Origin of the sequence: Mesorhizobium sp. B1-1-7 (assembly GCF_006442705.1) — a bacterium.
Lineage (GTDB): Bacteria > Pseudomonadota > Alphaproteobacteria > Rhizobiales > Rhizobiaceae > Mesorhizobium > Mesorhizobium opportunistum.
The window spans coordinates 1-16,558 of sequence record NZ_VFWQ01000013.1 but is presented as its reverse complement, the minus strand read 5'-3'; the positions used below and the strand labels follow the sequence as shown (position 1 = coordinate 16,558).

The following is a 16,558-nucleotide window of genomic DNA, read 5'->3' as shown; positions in this document are numbered from 1 at the left end:
ATCATTTGGCTTTTCTGGTTCTGACCATCTTAGCCTGCGTAGTGGGCATGCCGGAAATGCGCCGGCAAAGATGCGGAAAATCTAAGAAGGGACACCCATGTCGGAAGTCGGCACACGCAATCCTGCTTGCGCGATCGATCGTATCGGCCTGAAAACCTCTGGCGTGGTGCGCTACAATTTCGGTGCGGCTGCCCTTTACGAGGAATCGATCCGGCGCAATGAGGCCCGGCTGACCGCGCATGGCGCGCTGGTCGCCGAGACCGGCCAGCACACAGGCCGTTCTCCCAAGGACAAGTTCGTGGTCCGCGACGCTGCCACCGAGCCGCATGTCTGGTGGGACAACAACAGGGCGATCTCGCCGGCCCAGTTTGAAACGCTGCTTGCCGATTTCCGCGCCCACGCCGAGGACAAGGATCTTTATGTACAGGACCTGGTCGGCGGCGCCGATGCCGAGCTGAAGCTGCCCACCAGGGTGATCACCGAATTCGCCTGGCACTCGCTGTTCATCCGCAATCTTCTGATCCGTCCGGGCAAGACGGAACTCGAGCAGTTCCTGCCCGAGATGACGATTATCGACCTGCCGTCCTTCCGCGCCGATCCCGCCCGCCACGGCAGCCGCACCGAAACGGTGATCGCCGTCGATCTGACCCGCAAGATCGTGCTGATCGGCGGCACCTCCTATGCCGGCGAGATGAAGAAGTCGGTGTTCACCATGCTCAACTATCTGTTGCCGGAAAAAGGCGTGATGCCGATGCACTGCTCGGCCAATGAAGGTGCCGGCGGCGACGCCGCCATCTTCTTCGGCCTGTCGGGCACCGGCAAGACCACGTTGTCGGCCGATCCGTCGCGCACGCTGATCGGCGACGACGAGCATGGCTGGGGGCCGCACGGCATCTTCAATTTCGAAGGCGGCTGCTACGCCAAGACGATCAAGCTGTCGGCCGAAGCCGAGCCGGAGATCTTCGCCACCACGCAGCGCTTCGGCACCGTGCTGGAAAATGTCATCCTCGACGCCGATGGCGCGCCGGATTTCAACGACGGCCGGCTCACCGAGAACACGCGCTGCGCCTACCCGCTCGACTTCATCCCCAACGCCTCGAAGACCGGGCGCGCCAGCCATCCCAAGAACATCATCATGCTGACCGCCGACGCTTTCGGCGTGATGCCGCCGATCGCGCGGCTGACGCCGGCGCAGGCGATGTATCACTTCCTGTCCGGCTACACCGCCAAGGTGGCCGGAACCGAAAAGGGCGTCACCGAGCCCGAGGCGACGTTCTCGACCTGCTTCGGTGCGCCGTTCATGCCGCGCCATCCGTCGGAATACGGCAATCTGCTGCGCGAGCTCATCGCCCTTCACGGCGCCGATTGCTGGCTGGTCAACACCGGCTGGACCGGCGGCGCCTACGGCACCGGCAAGCGCATGCCGATCAAGGCGACGCGCGCGCTGCTTGCCGCCGCTCTCGATGGCTCGTTGAAGGCAACCGAATTCCGCACCGACGCCAATTTCGGCTTCGAGGTGCCGGTGACCGTGCCTGGCGTCGACAGCGCCATTCTCGATCCGCGCTCGACGTGGGCCGACAAGGCTGGCTATGACCGGCAGGCAGCAAGGCTGGTCGGCATGTTCGCCGTCAACTTCGAGAAATTCGAAAGCCATGTCGATGCCGTCGTACTGGGTGCGGCACCCCGTATGCAGGAAGCGGCGGAATAATCGTCCAATCGCTTGGCATCCCAAGCGGTTGGCACATTGCCAGCACCATTGAAGGTCCGGTTTCGATCGCCAGCCCTTAACTGAAATGTGGACGTCATTTTGAGGCTTTCGCGGAACCCCATAAGTCGCAAGGCTTTATGGGGTTTTCTCTTACTGGAAAAATCTGAAACAGGCGAAAATCCAACTCTATCCAGTCGCTGCGGATTGACGTCCGCGGCTTCCTCGATAATTATACGGCGTATAATTATCGAGGTGTGGGATGATCAAAGGTCATGTATTCATTGCAACCAGCCTTGACGGATTCATCGCCAGGGACGACGGCGAAATCGAATGGCTGCTCGAACGCGACGATCCGTCTGAAAACCACGGCATGGACGATTTCATTGAAAAGGTCGACGCAGTCGTCATGGGGCGCGGCACTTTCGAAGCCGTCCGAGACGTGAGGCCCTGGTTTTATAGGCGTCCGGTTCTTGTTCTCTCAGCCACGCTCGCGGATCAGCCGGTTCCTGACGAGCTTGAAGGCAGAGTCCGTTTTTCTGGAAAGTCCCCTGAGCAGGCAATGACGATGCTGGAGGCCGAGGGATGCCGCCACGTCTATGTAGACGGTGGGCTGGTTATCCAGTCCTTCCTGCAACTAGGTTTGATCGACGACATGACAATCACGCGGGTGCCGATCCTGCTCGGTAGCGGCCGCTCCTTGTTCGGTCCGACAGCATCGGACATTTGCCTGATCCACGAAGAGACCCGATCGTTTCCTTCTGGGCTCGTTCAATCGCGTTATCGGTTGGCAGCGTGACCGCACGGCAGCGCGGACGACCACCCCGTGATCAGGTAGGCGTCACCCCCGGGGCGATGCTTTCCACGGCACTTGAGATTCTGGACGGTGAAGGTGCCGAAGCGCTGACCATGCGTGCCCTGGCCAAGAGGTCGGGGATCAATCCGATGACCATCTACCACCACTTTGGCGATCGAGACGGGCTGATCAGGGCGCTGTCGGAAAGGGTCTATGCGGGTGTCGCCGCTCCACAGAAAGGAAGTGCTCGAACGCGGCTGGAGGAGCTCTTGCAGTCCTATCAATCGCAGGTGGTGCAACACCCCGGCCTGACGCTCACTATTTTCAGCAGACCATCCGTCTTTCCCGATCAAGCGAAGCGCATCACCGACGACCTGAGGACACTGCTACGCGAACTTGGCCTACCGCCGTCGCGATCACAGCTATGGGTGAGCATTCTCGTCGACTTCACGCATGGCGCAGCGCTCGCCACCGCTATGAGTCGGCGATCCGAAAATGAGGACGGCCAAAAAACGAGTATCGGGGACAAGGAATATGCGAGCGCCTTGGCTGAACTGTTGGATAGTCTCGACAGATCAAACTGATCAGGCCCGGCTTGCCTGCTCCACGACGCTTCCCAACATCTCAAGCAATCGTCGCAAAGTGGACGCATGTCCCAGCTTTGCGACCACATTTTGGTTAGGGGGCTGGGTTTCGATCGGGCCTTTTCTTTTTCGGCCCGCCGCGCCATGACTGCGGCATGCCGATCGACGACGACATCATCATATCCGGCGAAGCCGTGATCCATCCGGGCGACCTGCACGAGGATTTCATCCGCTCGTCGGGTCCCGGCGGCCAGAACGTCAACAAGGTGGCCACGGCGGTGCAGCTGCGCTTCGATGCGCAAAACGCCGCGGGCCTGTCGGAACGCGTGCGGGCCCGCACCATCAAGCTTGCCGGCCAGCGCGCCACCAAGGACGGCGTCATCGTCATCGAGGCCGGACGCTTCCGCACCCAGGAACAGAACCGCGCCGATGCGCGCGCAAGGCTGACCGCACTGGTCGCCAAGGCCGCCGAGCCGCCACCGCCGCCACGCAAGAAGACGCGGCCCTCGAAAGGCGCGGTGGAACGGCGGCTGAAGAGCAAGGCCGGTCGCGGCACGATCAAGAAGCTGCGCGGCCGGGTAGAGAACGATTAAGCACCGCGAAAGCTGCAGGGCGCGGGCGGCTTCCAATTCTGGGTTGCAGGTGGCAAGCTGCGGTCACCCACCACAGCAACGGAGACCAACGATGGGCATGTTCGATTTCGTCAAGAGCGTCGGCAAGAAACTGGGCATCGGCGGCGACGACGAAACCGCACCCACGGCCGACACCCTCAAAAAGGAACTCGATTCGCACAAGCTCGGCACCGATGGCGTGCAAGTCGTCGTTCAAGGCGATACGGCGGTGCTGAAGGGCGTCGTCAAGGACCAGTCGATCTTCGAAAAGGCGGTCATCGCCGTCGGCAACACGCTGGGCGTCTCCAAGGTGCAGGCCGACGAGCTGCAGGTCGCACCGGACGCCGGCAAGTCGGCCGCCCCCGCCAAGGAGCCGACCTTCTACACCGTGCAGAAGGGCGACAACCTCTGGAAGATCGCCGAGAAAAGCTACGGCAAGGGCCAGGGCGCCAAGAACACCGTCATCTTCGAGGCCAACAAGCCGATGCTGACCCATCCCGACAAGATCTACCCGGGCCAGGTCCTGCGCATCCCCTGACGCGACCACCAGGTCGCGCAGTTTCGAGACGGCGAAATCAAGCGCCGCGTACCTCAAAGGATGCGCGGCGTTTTCGATTCTACCAGCGGCGCTTCAGCGAAGCCGTGATGTTGCGGCCCTGGCCCATGTAGCAATAGCCGCTGTTGCACACCGTCGCGCGGTCATCGGCGATGTTGCGGACGGCGAAGGCGGCGCTGACACCTTCATACTTCTTGTCGATGGCGCCGAAATCATAGGACGCCGAGGCATCGAGATAGACCGCGGCATCATTCTTGGTGGTGTTGGTGGTGTCGGTATAGGTGGCGCTGAGCAACCGCACGCCGGCTCCGACCGAAAGCCCCGGAACCGCACTGCCCTCGTCGAACTTGTAGTTGGCCCAGAGGCTCGCGACATGCTCGGGTGTGACGGCCGGAACCTTGCCGATCTCCGTCGAGTCGGGATCACCGCCCGTGATCTCGGCATGGTTGTAGTTATAGGCCGCGATGACATCCAGGCCGTCCATGATGGCCGCGCGCGCCTCCAGCTCAAAACCATTGCTGGTGACTTCGCCCAGCGCCCGGTAGGTGCCCAGGTTGGCGTCGACGACGACCGGCTTGTTCTTCTCGACGAGATGATAGGCGACTGCCGACAGCAGGATGTCGGTTCCCGGCGGCTGGTATTTGATCCCCAGTTCGAATTGCTCGCCCTTCGTCGGCTGGAGAATGCCGGGGCCGTCCGCTGAACGATTCGTGACCGGCTCGAACGAGGTCGCATAACTCGCGAAGGGTGCGACGCCATTGTCGAACAGATAGAGCGCGCCGGCCTGCATGCTGAAGGCGTTCTTGTCGACCACTTCGGAATCGCCGGTTGCGTAGTCGCGTGTCTGCTCGACCCATGTCTGGCGCCCGCCAAGCGTGAAGCGCCATCTGTCCAGCTCGACCTGATCCAGCGCATAGACGCCGGTCTGGCGCAGATCCGCATCGGAAGCCGAGAACGCGGTGCCCGGCGTCGGCCCGGACACACCGTAGGTTGGATTGGCGATATCGAAATCGTAGGCGGGATCGGCCGCATCGAACCCGTAACCGAAGGACGAGGTCAGGTTCGTATAGTCGAGGCCGAGTAGCACCGTATGGGCGAGTGCTCCTGTGTCGAACTTGGCTTCGACCTGGTTGTCGGCCTGGAACACGTTCATTTCGTCACGGATCGAAGTCGCATAACGATGCGCGACCGTGCCTGTCCAACTGGAGATCGCGAGATAGCGCGACCTCAGGTCGAGGTGGGAGTAGCGGAGGTTCTGGCGGAACGTGATGCCGCCGCCGAAATCGTGCTCGAACTTGTAGCCGACCTGCTGCTGCCGGATCTTCTGATAGTCATAGTCCGGATCGCTCTCGCGCAAGGCATGGACCTTTCCAGACGGGTCGGTGATCGCGCCGACATTGGAATCGGTCTCGTCGGCCTGCACCAGCCCGTAGATGGTGAAGGATGTCGCCGCATCGGGGTTCCAGGTCAGCGACGGCTGCAGCAAATAGCGGTCGTCGGCGATGTCGAAATTGGTGTCGCCGTTTCGCGCCAGGCCGACGATCCGGTAGAGGAAATCGTCGCTGCCTTCCGTGACGGGGCCGCCGAAATCGAAGGCGGCCTGCGCCCTGTCCTTCGTGCCATAAAGCAGTTCGACTTCCCGGATCCTGTCCTCGGTGGGCAGCTTGGGCACCTTGTTGACGATGCCGGCCGGCGTCCCCGCCCCGTAAAGCACCGACACCGGTCCCTTGATGACCTCGACGCGTTCCAGCGAATAGGGGTCGGTGCGAAACGTGCCGTAATTGATGTAGGGCTGGCGCAGGCCGTCCTTGTAATCGCCGAGCGTCGTGGCGTCGTAGCCGCGGATATAGATCTGGTCGAAGCGCGGATCGAAGCCATAGGCGCCGGTGCTGACGCCCGCCGAATAGCGCACCGCTTCGATGATGTCCTGCGCGCCGCGCTCCTCGATCTCCTTGCGCGTCACCACCGAGACGGAGCGCGGCGTTTCGATGAGCGGCATATCCGTCTTGGTCGCACCGGAGCTGCGCTTGGCGGCCACCGTCTTGTCGTCATCCCGGGAAGCGACCCGGCCGCCCTTGCCGCTGACCGTGATCGGCTCGAGCACTGCCGTGCCGTCGCCTGCCTCGGCGCCTGCTTGCTGGGCGGCTGCATGACCGGCGGCAAGCAGCGCCGACAGGCACGTCGTGGCGACAAGCCCGCCGTGATACCAGGCCCGGTCGCGAGAACCCCCCTTAAATCCCTGATGAAACGCCACTTGATATGCCTCATTCCACTGTTCGCAGCAGGCGGTCACTTCCGCCGCCCGCATTCGAATTGTTGTCTGAAATACTCAAGTTCAAATGTTGACTATGGGAGTCATGTTTCCTAGTCAACCGCCGTCGCCACAAATTCGACAGACGAATTCGTCGCCAGTTTCCCAGGCGTGGGGCCTGCCGGCGATCGACGGCTTTCGGGTCGCCGTTTGTGTTCGATAGTGGCATGTTGGGGCGACGAACCATCGCCATGCGAGGCAATCCAATGCTCGTCCTACCCAAGGGCGTCCGCCATATGCCGGCCTATCTGCCGCGCGCCGCCCAGGAGGCGCTGGTCGAGGATGTGAGAAGCATCGTCCAGCAGGCTCCGCTGTTCGTGCCGGCGATGCCGCGCACCGGCAAGGAGATGAGCGTGCGGATGACCAATTGCGGCCCGCTTGGCTGGGTCACCGACAAGGAACGAGGCTATCGCTACCAGCCGACGCATCCGGTGACCGGGATGCCGTGGCCACCTATTCCGGACCGTCTGCTCGACCTGTGGCGACAGGTCTCCGGTTATCGGCATCCGCCGGAAGCCTGCCTGGTCAATTTCTACACGGCCGAAGCGAAGATGGGCCTGCACCAGGACCGCGACGAGGTGGATTTCTCGGCGCCGGTCGTCTCCGTTTCGCTGGGCGACGATTGCCTGTTCAGGGTCGGCCAGACGACGCGTGACGGCGGCACCAAATCCTTCAGGTTGAAGAGCGGCGACGTTGTCGTGCTCGGCGGCGAGGGCCGTCTCGCCTTCCACGGCGTCGACCGCATCTACCCGTCGACCTCGGCACTGCTGAAAAACGGTGGGCGGATCAATTTGACATTGCGGCGGGTGACCAAGCCGGACGAGGGTGCCGCATGAGCCATACTGGAGGGGCTTCTGCCGCGGGACATCCTCGTTACCATGGAGCCAGGTGACGGCGCAGCGTTTCTGTCAGCGCAGCGGCGAAAATGTCGCCGAGATCAGTTGGAACGGCAGCGCGCCATAGGTGGCGACGGTCTCCGCATCGTCCCACCGGCGGAATTGCCGGGAGGGTCGCGCCTCCAGCGTCATGGCCTGCCGTTCGCCGTCAAGCGTCACCTTGCCGCGAAAACGCAGAACCCTTTCTCCACCGGATCGGCTGATGGCCATGGCGCGCAGGCGCGCGACATGGTCGTCATCGGCATTGATCTCCATCTCGATGCGGCGCCGGACCGGTGGCACACTGATCCTGACGGTGATGTCCAGCATCATGTCCCCCGCCGTTCGCGGACAGGGTATGGCCTGGGAGAACGCCGGTGGCGACGATGCATTCAGCGGTTCGGGGCGGCCCGGCTTGCTCCGCCAGGCCTTGGCGGGCGGTTCCTGCCGCAGGCGGCCGCTCTTGCGGCGCAGCCGCAATTGCTTGGCAAGGCCGCGTGACAGCCAGACCAGCCTGCCGAAATCGGTTCGTGGCTTGGCCTGCAGCACGCCGGACCAGCGCGAGGGGCCGGCGCTGTCGGCCATCTCCAGCACATGGGCCAGCACCCTGTCCGGCGCCGCCACGCCAATTTCAAGCGCGAGGTAGGAGAGCGCCACCGCCGCGGCAACGGCAAGGCCGCGCCTGGCCACGACATCGAGGAACACGTCCCAGTCGACATCGCCGCCGCGAATGGCCACGGTGCAATCGACCAGCCAGTCGCTGTGCGTGTGGGCGTCGAGCCCGCCATGCGCGATGGCAAGCGCGATCCGGTCGGCGGGCGACGGCACCAGCACGCCGACTCCGCTGAAAATGGCGGTATCCGCCCGCCGCCAGATGGCGAGGTCGTCTTCATCGCTCTGCTGCGAACCGTCATAGGCAAGCTGGTGCAGGTCGATGTCGCCAAAATTGCCCTTGAAAAAGTTCATCGAGCGCAGCGAGGCCAGTCTTGTCCTCAGATATTGCGGGCTGACGCCGGTGGCGATCTGCCACTCGCGGTCGCGCAGCACATCGAAGGCCGTTTGCATGTCCTGCGGCCGCACCAGTATGTCGATGTCGTGCGCCACCCGGCCGCGCTGCGCCGCCGCGTCGAGGGCAATTCGGCTGGCGCCCTTGATGAGCATCACCATGCATCCGGCATCCGCCATCGCCTTCAGTGCCGGTTCGGCTTCGCGCATCGCCATCCGCGACTTGGTCCACAGCATCTTCTGCAGGCCCACGAGCCGTGGGAAGGCGGCATGGCCAGCCAATTTCCTGCCGAATCGGTCCGAAATGGCGGCCAGCAGCCGGTGTTCGCGGAAGGAGACGAGATCGATGTCGTTCGCGGCCAACCAGTGCATCGCGCATTGGCTTGCCGCTTCCTCGTCATCGAGCAGTGCCGCCTTGAGCAACTGGTCGAGACCCCCGGTCGGCCAGGACCAACCATAGTCGGGAAACCGGCGGGTGATGCGGCGGACAGCCTTGGCCATCAGCCGCCACCCGCTCTGCCTTGCGCGCGCCTTTTCATGGCCAGCCTTGCGACTTCGAGATAGCCGCGATCGCGCGCTGGATCGCGTCCATGGGAGAGGCTGCCGGGCCTGATGCGGCGCAAGGCCAGCACGTCGTCGAGCATGGCAAGGACAAAGCCTGCCTCGCGAACCCGGGCGATCCAGTCGATCATCTCGCCGCGGCCGCCTTGTGGGTCGACAATGGGGCCGACGGCCGTCACCACCTCCTGACGGATCATCATCGTCGTGCGCGACCAGCCTGCCACGCTGGTCGTCTCGGGCAAATCGGGCCTGTCGCCGCGAAATGTCCGCCAGTGCGCAAAGACGCCCGCTGTTCCGGGATCACGGTCGAGGCAGGCCAGCTGTTTTTCGATCTTGTCCGGCAGCCACAGATCGTCGGCGTCGAGCGTCGCGACGAACGGGGTCGAGAGCGCGTCAAAACCCCTGGTGGTGGCGCTTCCGGGGCCTGCATTCTCTTGCCGCAGCACCGTCACCGGCAGGTTCATCGCCTCGATCACGGCAACCGTATCGTCGGTCGAACCGTCATCGACCACGACGATGGCTTCCGCCTTGATCGTCTGGGCCAGAACGGAGTCCAGCGCCGCGCCGATGGTTGCGGCCGCGTTGAATGCCGGAATGACGACGCCGTAGCCCGCCATTACAGGAACCGCCACTGCGCGAGATCCTTGAAGTCGAATATCCCCTCGACCCGACGCAAGCCGGGGTCTGCCTTGCGGCGCTTCATCGACTTGTGGATGGCGCGCATGAACTCGCGAAAGGGCACATCGGCTTCCTTGGTCATGTTGCCGGGATGACGCCTGTAATAGAGAGCCACCGTATCGGGCATAATGTATTTTGCCTGGCTCTCGAAGATGCGCAACAGATAGTCGGTGTCCTCCGCCTGCCTGAAGTCCTCGTCGAAGCCGCCGGTGCGCTCGATGAGGTCCCGTGCAAAAATCCCGGCTGACAGGTGGATTCCCCGCACAGTGATGGCGTGGCTGTCGGCGGCCGGCTCCAGCGTCTCGCCATCGATCTTGTCGACCAGCGTCATGCGCGAATAGGTCAGGTCGAGGCCAGGATCCTCTTCGAAGCAGGCGATATCCGCCGCGAAGCGCCCTATCGGCGAGATGTCGTCGGAATCGAGAAACGATACCAGCCGCGTCTGCGCCAGCAATTGTTTCAGCCCGGCATTGCGCGCCCTGGTGACCCCGCCATTGGCCTGCTGGAAAAGACGTATGCACGGCGCCTGGTCCACCAATGACCGCACGACGGCCGCCGTGCCGTCGGTCGACCCATCGTCGATGACGATAATGTCGAGATCGACGTTTTCGCGTTGCCTGAGCAGCGAGCGCAGCGCGAGGCCAACGAACTGTTCGCGATTGTGGACCGGCATGATCACGCTCAGCTTCATGTGTCGCCCCGGATCATGAATTCGCCGCCCGACATATCACATGAACCGCCAGTCGGCGGAGTCTTTCAGGTCGAAAATGCCGTCGACCGTATGCAGCGAGGGATCCGCCTTGCGCCGCTTCATCGACTTGTGGATCGCACGCATGTACTCGCGAAGCGGTACGCCGGGCTCCCTGGTCATGTTGCCGGGGTGGCGTCTGTAGTAGAGCGCAATGGTGTCTGGCATCACGAATCTGGGGCCGCTCTCAAAGACGCGCAGCAGGTAATCTGTATCTTCGGCCTGACGGAATGCCTCGTCAAAGCTGCCGATCCGGTCGATAAGCCTCCTGCTGAATGTTCCTGCCGCCAAGGAAAGCCCTCGGGCGATCTTGCGGCGGCTGCCAGGGGTCGGCTCCAGCATCTCGTCGTCGAGATCTTCGACCATCATCATCAGGGAATAGGTCAGGTCCAGGCTCGGATCGGCTTTGAAATGGACGAGGTCGGCCTTGAAGCGTCCGGCTGGCGAGATGTCATCGGAGTCCAGGAACGATACGAATTGCGTCTGCGGCTGCAATTGGCCAAGGCCGGTGTTGCGCGCACTTGCCACACCCTGGTGGGCCTGGTGGAAAAGCCGGATGCACGATGCTTCCCGCATGACGGCGCGGACGGTGTCCGCGGTGCCATCCGTCGACCCGTCATCGACGACGATGACATCGAGCTCGGCATCGTCCCGCTGCCTGAGCAGCGATCGCAAGGCCGCAACAACATAGTGCTCGCGGTTGTAGACGGGCATGATGACGCTCAATCTCACGCGTTGCTCCGCATGATGAAATCCGAAATCGTGCCGGCGATCTCCTGTGGGCGCGTCCCCAGCGAGAGCTGGTAGCATGGCAGCTGCCGGGTGAGGTCGCTGAAAAAGCGAAAGCCGCTCTCGCGCTCGCCAGGCATTTGCGAGATGCCGGACGGCGCCAGTGCAATCATTGCCGCCTTGCGCGACACGGGCATGATCGAACTTGCCTCGCCCCCGCTGATATGAGGCACCATCAACGCGACGATGTCCAGCCGCGCGGGTATTGGCCGTGCCGCGATATCATCGATGCGGAACTGGTGCTTGCCTTGCCAGTTGAGCAGACCGTAGGACTTCAGCCGGTGTTTCAAGCCCAGCCGCCCGAAACCTTCGGGATCCTGTTTGAGCGTGGCAAACAACGGATGCGCGGTCGGCCCGTTGGCAAGGTCGATCAGCACATAGTCGTCGCCGACACTGTCGAGCCCGTTGAGCAGGCCGGCGACAACCGTTCCCGATTTGCCGGCGCCGCCCGATCCGGCGAGCAGAATTCCCTTGCCGCCGACACCCAGCGTGCCCGCATGGGCCAGCCGCATGCCGCGCGCCGCATATTCCCAATGCAGGAAGGGGCGGAGCGGCGCCCCCGGCTCCCAAGGCGGGAACCTGTCATCGGCCGTCATCAGTTGCACGCCCAGACGGCGATCGGGGTCGTAGAACTGCCAGAAATCCAGGTCGTGGAAATGGTTGCCGCGCAGTCCGGCTTCCGCCAGCCGGCTGGCGAAGGCATGCTGCGTGAAGGGTCCTTGGCCCCAACTGGCCGGCGCCGCGATGCCATCCACGCCGGGATGCGCGACGAAGATGCGGCAGGTATCGGCAGCTGCTCGGTTGCCCGGGGCTGCGACAAAGCCATGAACGACGGCATCCGCCAACGCGCCGGCACTCAGATGCGCGGTCAGCTCGAGATGCGGCAGGCCCACCTTGCGCGTCAGCGGATAATGCGTGGCGCTGCTTTCGGCCTGCACCAGTACATGACGTGCGTAGTCCGCCAGGTTCTCGAGAGTGACTTTCGGCATGGTTTGCCTGTTCCGACGCCGTCCAGCGACGAGACTGCCTGATGCGCGTGCTCAGGGGGCCTGCTTCACCGCGGGCCAACCGAGGGGTTCCTCGACCTCGTGGATGGGGTCAACGACGATGAGATCGGCGAGGTCGTCATGGATATCGACCTTGAGGGGCTCGCTGGCACCCGCAAGCTGAGCCAGCAATTCGCTGGGAACCGGTCTTGCCGCGGCATCGGTCACGGCCGCCAGCAAGCCGAATTCGAGCAATTGTGAAACAAAGCCGTCAATCTCGGCGGCACCCAGCGCACCGGCTGCCGTTGCGGCGCCGACCAGTTCGGAGGCAGGCACGCCGGACGACAGCGCATCCCAAAGCCTGCTGCCTGAATCCGAGAAGCCGAAATATTTGCCCGTCGTCAGGTCGAGAACGACGGCTTCGCCGTCGAAGGATTCAAAGACGATGTCCTTGCTCGCTATGGCATAGATGCCGGATTGTCTCATGTTTGCTCCCCGCCGAAGCAGGCCGCGCAGATGATCGTCGGCCCTCACGGTCAACCCTACCGTTGTAGAGGCGTCTAACCATTTGCAGGGTTTTTGGCAAGATGCCCGCAGGCCCGGCGAGCGCGACCGCAGGCCCTGCCTGCCGACTACGCCTCGATTTCCAGTGCCGACAGCGGCTTGGAGCAACAGGCCAGGATGAAGCCGTCGTCGATCTCATGATCGAGGATGCCGCCATTGTGGCTCATCTCGACATGGCCGGAGACCTTCTTCACCTTGCAGGTTCCGCACAGGCCGAATTCGCAGGCGGCGGGAATCCGCACGCCCGAAGCGCGCGCCGTCTGCAGCACCGTCTGGCCGGCGACGCATTCGGCGTCGACCTCCGAAAGCGAGAAGCGGATTGGCGTTGCCGCTTCGAACGGAACAACCGTGCCGCCTTCCGCGGGCGCCGCGAACGGCGCCGGGACCTCCTCCACGGCAGGGACCGCAAAGCTCTCCTGATGGTATTGCGTCATGTCGAAGCCGGCGGCTTCAAGCATGCCGCGCACGGCGCGCATGAAGGGATCGGGGCCGCAGCAGAAGATTTCGCGCTCGCGGAAATCCGGCGCCAGCAATGGCAGCCGGATCGCGTCGATGCGGCCCATATGGCCGTACCAGCCCTCGCGGCTCGACCGCTCCTCGATCATGAAGCCGAGCGACAGGCCGGGCATATGGCCGCCGAGCAGTTCGAGCTCCTTTCGGAAGATGATCTCTTCCGGGCGCCGCGCGCAGTTGACGAAGCCGACATCGGTCCAGGGCGCGCAATCGTTCAGCCAGCGCAGCATCGACATCATCGGTGTCACGCCCGAACCGGCCGAGATGAACAGATATTTGGCCGCCGGATGGCTGTGCAGCGAGAAGTCGCCTGCCGGCCCATAGGCCTTGACGTGCGAGCCGGGCACCAGATGGTCGAACATCCAGCGCGTCCCGATGCTGCCGGCCTGCGCCTTTACCGTCACCGCGATCGAGAATGGCCGCGACGGTGACGATGACAGCGTGTAGGTGCGCATCAGCGGCCCATCCGATGTCGGCAGCTCCAGCGTCACGAACTGGCCCGGCTTGTAGCGGAACCAGGTCTGGTTGTCGGACCGGAAGGTGAAGGTCTTCACGTCGGGCGCCTCATCGCTGACGCCGATCACTTCCAGCACCTGGAGCCGGTCGTTCCACGGCGCCATCTGGTCGAGATGGCGATAGAGGCCAAGATCCGTCATCGCATTCATCCTCTGGTCCTTCTTGCCCTGCTCATGTCGTGTTTGGGCAACATGAGCTCACGCGACGCTGCGCAGCGCCGGCTTTTCGTCTTCGGCAAGGCGCGGACCGATGAAGCGGGCGTACCAGTCGACGAACTGGATGACGCCTCCCTCGTGCAACTCCGAATAGGGGCCGGGCTCATAGGCCGGCGACAGGATGCCGAAGGCGTTCTCCTCGACGATGCGGCGGTCCTGGTCGTTGGTCTCGGTCCACACATGGGTGAGTTCGGCGAGATCGTAGTCGACGCCCTCGACCGCATCCTTGTGGACCAGCCATTTGGTCGTCACGGCGGTTTCCGTGGCGCTGATCGGCAGCACGCGGAAGGTCACGGCATGGTCGATGAGGATATGGTTCCATGTCGTCGGGTAGTGATAGTGCATCAAGGTGCCGATGCGGTCGGCCGAGACGCTGTCGGAGAGGTTCTTCCTCACCGCCCGCTTGCCGTTCATCGTGTAGCTGACGGCATCGCGCAGCAGCGGCGCACGGGTGGCGCGATACTGTCCGGCCGGATCGATGCGGAACTTGCTCGGCAGGCCGGCCGCCTCGCATTTCGCCCAGTGCGCCAGCATCTCCGGATCGCTGTCGGCGCCCTGCACGCCGGTCACGGTCGGTGCTTCCGGGAATGTCTTGCACAATTCCGGGTGATTGCCCGCGCAATGATAGCACTCGCGGTTGTTTTCCCAGACGAGCTTCCAGTTGCCCTTCTCGATGATCGTGCTCTCGAAGGCGATCTTCGCCTCGCCGAGCCGGTGCGGCTTGAGGTAGGGTTCGATCATCGCCCGCATCGGCGCGAAGTCGGCCGGCTCCTTCGCCAGGCAGATGAAGATATAGCCGGCGACGCTTTCGCAGGCGACCGGCTTCAGCCCGAACTGGCTCTTGTCGAAACCCTCGGCCATCTGGCGGGCGAACAGCAGGCGGCCATCCAGCTCATAGGTCCACTGGTGGTAGGGGCAGACTAGTTTGGCGGCCATGCCCTTGTCGGTATTGCAGACGCGGCTGCCGCGATGGCGGCAGGAATTGTGGAAGGCGTTGATCTTGCCCTGCTGATCGCGCACCAGCACGACCGGATAGTCGCCGATCTGCACGGTGATGAAGCTGCCTGGCCTGGGCAACTCGCAATCATGGCCGATGAACAGCCAGTCGCGATACCAGATCAGCTCCATGTCGAGCTTGAAGTAGTCCGGATCGGTGTAAAAGGGCTGTTCCAGCGAAAAGCCCTGTCTGCGGCTGTTCAAGAGCCTCAGCATGTCGTTGCGAGCATCCATGTCCTGTCCTCATATCCAAGGACTGAACTGGTGGTGATGGAGGAAGGATCGGACGCAGGCCGGCGCCAGCCGGGCATGCATCATCCGCCCCTTGACCGCCCACCGCGATCAGTCGAGTTCTAGCAATCTCGGGCTGGTTTCCGGGCTCTGGAGTCGTCCTTGCGGACCATCGCGACACCTTCCCAGGCTTTCGCCCAGTGGTCTCCCGTTGCGACTTGAACTCCACCACCGTTGCGGGGGCAGCGCCGGATTCTGACCGGCTTCCCAATTCTCCACTCCGTCGTCACGAAGCGGCACCTGAGATGGCGTGATCTAATCACGGCACGCATCGCGGCGTCGGCATGAAAACGACATCGCATCCATGCGGCGCGACACGCATGCAAGTCGTCTGGACAAGGATCGCGACCTTTGAAACCGGCTCGTCGCCAGCACGCCAAACGTTGTTTTTTGATCCTTGGCCGGAGCCAAAAAAGGTTAACAGTTTCGAAAAGTGACTATTAGCGGAGTCTAAAATCGAACCGAACGGTTCGTTTCTGTTGACGGTGCGTGCAGGACGTTGTGAACGCTGGGCCTCCGACACAGTTGGTGATGGCTCCCTTGGTCTTATCTAATCGATTGATATCAAAAAGAAAAAAATTGATGTGGAAGCCGGTGGTACAATTTCAAGTGGTGGATTCATGGTCCACGCGGAACAACTTCGTGATTGGAAACGACCATCTGGCTTTCCCACATCGGGGCTGTCCGAACGACGCGATTTCATCCCAAGACACGCCGCTAGACGGACGGAAAAATACTGGAGTACCCAAAATGAAAAAGATCATTCTCACTGCCGCCGCCCTTCTGGCCATTTCCGGCAGCGCCTTCGCTGGTAGCGACCATTATAGTTCGGACCATTACGGTTCGAATGCGACCCCTGCAGCCACTGCCGTCGACAGCTCGTACACCGCTTCGGTCAAGAAGTCGGAACCGGCTGCTCAGACGCCTGTCCAGGGTGCCGACCACAACCTCTTCGGTAACCACTAACGGCTGATCGCCAGTTGACGGCGGCTTGCCCGCCGTCCTGGCGAACTCAAAAATTCATCAAAATTCAGGAGACTTGAAATGAAGAAGATCATCCTTGCTGCCGCCGCCGTCCTGGCCGTTTCCGGCGGCGCTTTCGCCGGCAGCGACAACTATGGCTCCAATGGCGCCAACCAGCCTGCCGTGACTTCGACCGACAACTCGTACACGGCTTCGACCAAGAAGTCGGAACCGGCTGACCAGAAGCCTGTCTTCGGCGCCGACCACAACCTCTTCGGCAACAACTAACAGCCGA

17 protein-coding genes and 1 riboswitch are annotated in these 16,558 nt (G+C 62.7%); of the genes, 8 read left to right on the top strand and 9 right to left on the bottom strand.

The features are described from left to right. Positions 1-97: 97 nt before the first annotated feature. From FJ978_RS22150 to lysM, 5 genes are all read left to right on the top strand, one after another. Complete coding sequence (locus FJ978_RS22150) at positions 98-1,708, top strand: phosphoenolpyruvate carboxykinase (RefSeq protein ID WP_140573990.1); 1,611 nt, start codon at positions 98-100, stop codon at positions 1,706-1,708. 259 nt (positions 1,709-1,967) lie between these two features. Beyond that, positions 1,968-2,504: a dihydrofolate reductase family protein gene (locus FJ978_RS22145; protein WP_140573988.1), complete on the top strand. Its 537-nt coding sequence runs from the start codon at positions 1,968-1,970 to the stop codon at positions 2,502-2,504. Positions 2,505-2,560: 56 nt separating this feature from the next. Then, positions 2,561-3,085 carry a TetR/AcrR family transcriptional regulator gene (locus FJ978_RS22140; RefSeq protein WP_224732035.1) on the top strand — a complete coding sequence of 175 codons (525 nt, stop codon included), beginning with the start codon at positions 2,561-2,563 and terminating at the stop codon, positions 3,083-3,085. 155 nt (positions 3,086-3,240) lie between these two features. Then, positions 3,241-3,678: an alternative ribosome rescue aminoacyl-tRNA hydrolase ArfB gene (gene arfB / locus FJ978_RS22135; RefSeq protein ID WP_013891634.1), complete on the top strand. Its 438-nt coding sequence runs from the start codon at positions 3,241-3,243 to the stop codon at positions 3,676-3,678. Positions 3,679-3,769: 91 nt separating this feature from the next. Beyond that, complete coding sequence (lysM, locus tag FJ978_RS22130) at positions 3,770-4,234, top strand: peptidoglycan-binding protein LysM (RefSeq protein WP_013891633.1); 465 nt, start codon at positions 3,770-3,772, stop codon at positions 4,232-4,234. A gap of 79 nt (positions 4,235-4,313) precedes the next feature. Here lysM and FJ978_RS22125 read toward each other — a convergent pair whose 3' ends face one another. Then, positions 4,314-6,506: a TonB-dependent siderophore receptor gene (locus tag FJ978_RS22125; protein ID WP_140573984.1), complete on the bottom strand. Its 2,193-nt coding sequence runs from the start codon at positions 6,504-6,506 to the stop codon at positions 4,314-4,316. Positions 6,507-6,769: 263 nt separating this feature from the next. Between FJ978_RS22125 and FJ978_RS22120 the strand changes: the two genes are divergently transcribed. Next, positions 6,770-7,399 carry an alpha-ketoglutarate-dependent dioxygenase AlkB gene (locus FJ978_RS22120; protein WP_023765605.1) on the top strand — a complete coding sequence of 210 codons (630 nt, stop codon included), beginning with the start codon at positions 6,770-6,772 and terminating at the stop codon, positions 7,397-7,399. A gap of 72 nt (positions 7,400-7,471) precedes the next feature. On the opposite strand, the gene FJ978_RS22115 is transcribed toward FJ978_RS22120, so the two are convergent. The 8 genes from FJ978_RS22115 to FJ978_RS22080 all read right to left on the bottom strand — a co-directional run bounded on the left by FJ978_RS22115 (position 7,472) and on the right by FJ978_RS22080 (position 15,243). Continuing rightward, positions 7,472-8,944: a nucleotidyltransferase family protein gene (locus tag FJ978_RS22115; protein WP_181176647.1), complete on the bottom strand. Its 1,473-nt coding sequence runs from the start codon at positions 8,942-8,944 to the stop codon at positions 7,472-7,474. Continuing rightward, positions 8,944-9,636 (bottom strand): glycosyltransferase family A protein, encoded by a 693-nt coding sequence (locus FJ978_RS22110; RefSeq protein WP_246678179.1) that lies wholly within the window; start codon positions 9,634-9,636, stop codon positions 8,944-8,946. The genes FJ978_RS22115 and FJ978_RS22110 overlap by 1 nt, the downstream gene beginning before the upstream one ends. After that, on the bottom strand, positions 9,621-10,373 hold the full coding sequence (locus FJ978_RS22105) for a glycosyltransferase (protein ID WP_041163969.1): 753 nt from the start codon (positions 10,371-10,373) through the stop codon (positions 9,621-9,623). The genes FJ978_RS22110 and FJ978_RS22105 overlap by 16 nt, the downstream gene beginning before the upstream one ends. 36 nt (positions 10,374-10,409) lie before the next feature. Beyond that, positions 10,410-11,162, bottom strand: coding sequence for a glycosyltransferase (locus FJ978_RS22100; RefSeq protein ID WP_140574289.1), 753 nt, complete (start codon positions 11,160-11,162; stop codon positions 10,410-10,412). After that, positions 11,159-12,208, bottom strand: coding sequence for a serine kinase (locus tag FJ978_RS22095; RefSeq protein WP_140573980.1), 1,050 nt, complete (start codon positions 12,206-12,208; stop codon positions 11,159-11,161). Before FJ978_RS22095 ends, FJ978_RS22100 begins: the two co-directional genes overlap by 4 nt. Before the next feature lie 51 nt (positions 12,209-12,259). Next, positions 12,260-12,691 (bottom strand): PqqD family peptide modification chaperone, encoded by a 432-nt coding sequence (locus tag FJ978_RS22090; protein WP_140573978.1) that lies wholly within the window; start codon positions 12,689-12,691, stop codon positions 12,260-12,262. Between the two features lie 146 nt (positions 12,692-12,837). Further along, on the bottom strand, positions 12,838-13,938 hold the full coding sequence (locus FJ978_RS22085) for a hybrid-cluster NAD(P)-dependent oxidoreductase (protein ID WP_140573976.1): 1,101 nt from the start codon (positions 13,936-13,938) through the stop codon (positions 12,838-12,840). 57 nt (positions 13,939-13,995) lie between these two features. Continuing rightward, a complete protein-coding gene (locus FJ978_RS22080; protein WP_140573974.1) occupies positions 13,996-15,243 on the bottom strand; it encodes an aromatic ring-hydroxylating dioxygenase subunit alpha in 1,248 nt (415 codons plus the stop codon). 113 nt (positions 15,244-15,356) lie between these two features. After that, a riboswitch (cobalamin riboswitch) is annotated at positions 15,357-15,559 on the bottom strand. 491 nt (positions 15,560-16,050) lie between these two features. Between FJ978_RS22080 and FJ978_RS22075 the strand changes: the two genes are divergently transcribed. After that, a complete protein-coding gene (locus FJ978_RS22075) occupies positions 16,051-16,266 on the top strand; it encodes a DUF680 domain-containing protein (protein WP_013891623.1) in 216 nt (71 codons plus the stop codon). A gap of 78 nt (positions 16,267-16,344) precedes the next feature. Further along, the gene (locus FJ978_RS22070; RefSeq protein ID WP_013891622.1) at positions 16,345-16,551 is read left to right on the top strand and encodes a DUF680 domain-containing protein; all 207 of its coding nucleotides are present in this window, start codon (positions 16,345-16,347) and stop codon (positions 16,549-16,551) included. Positions 16,552-16,558: the final 7 nt, after the last annotated feature.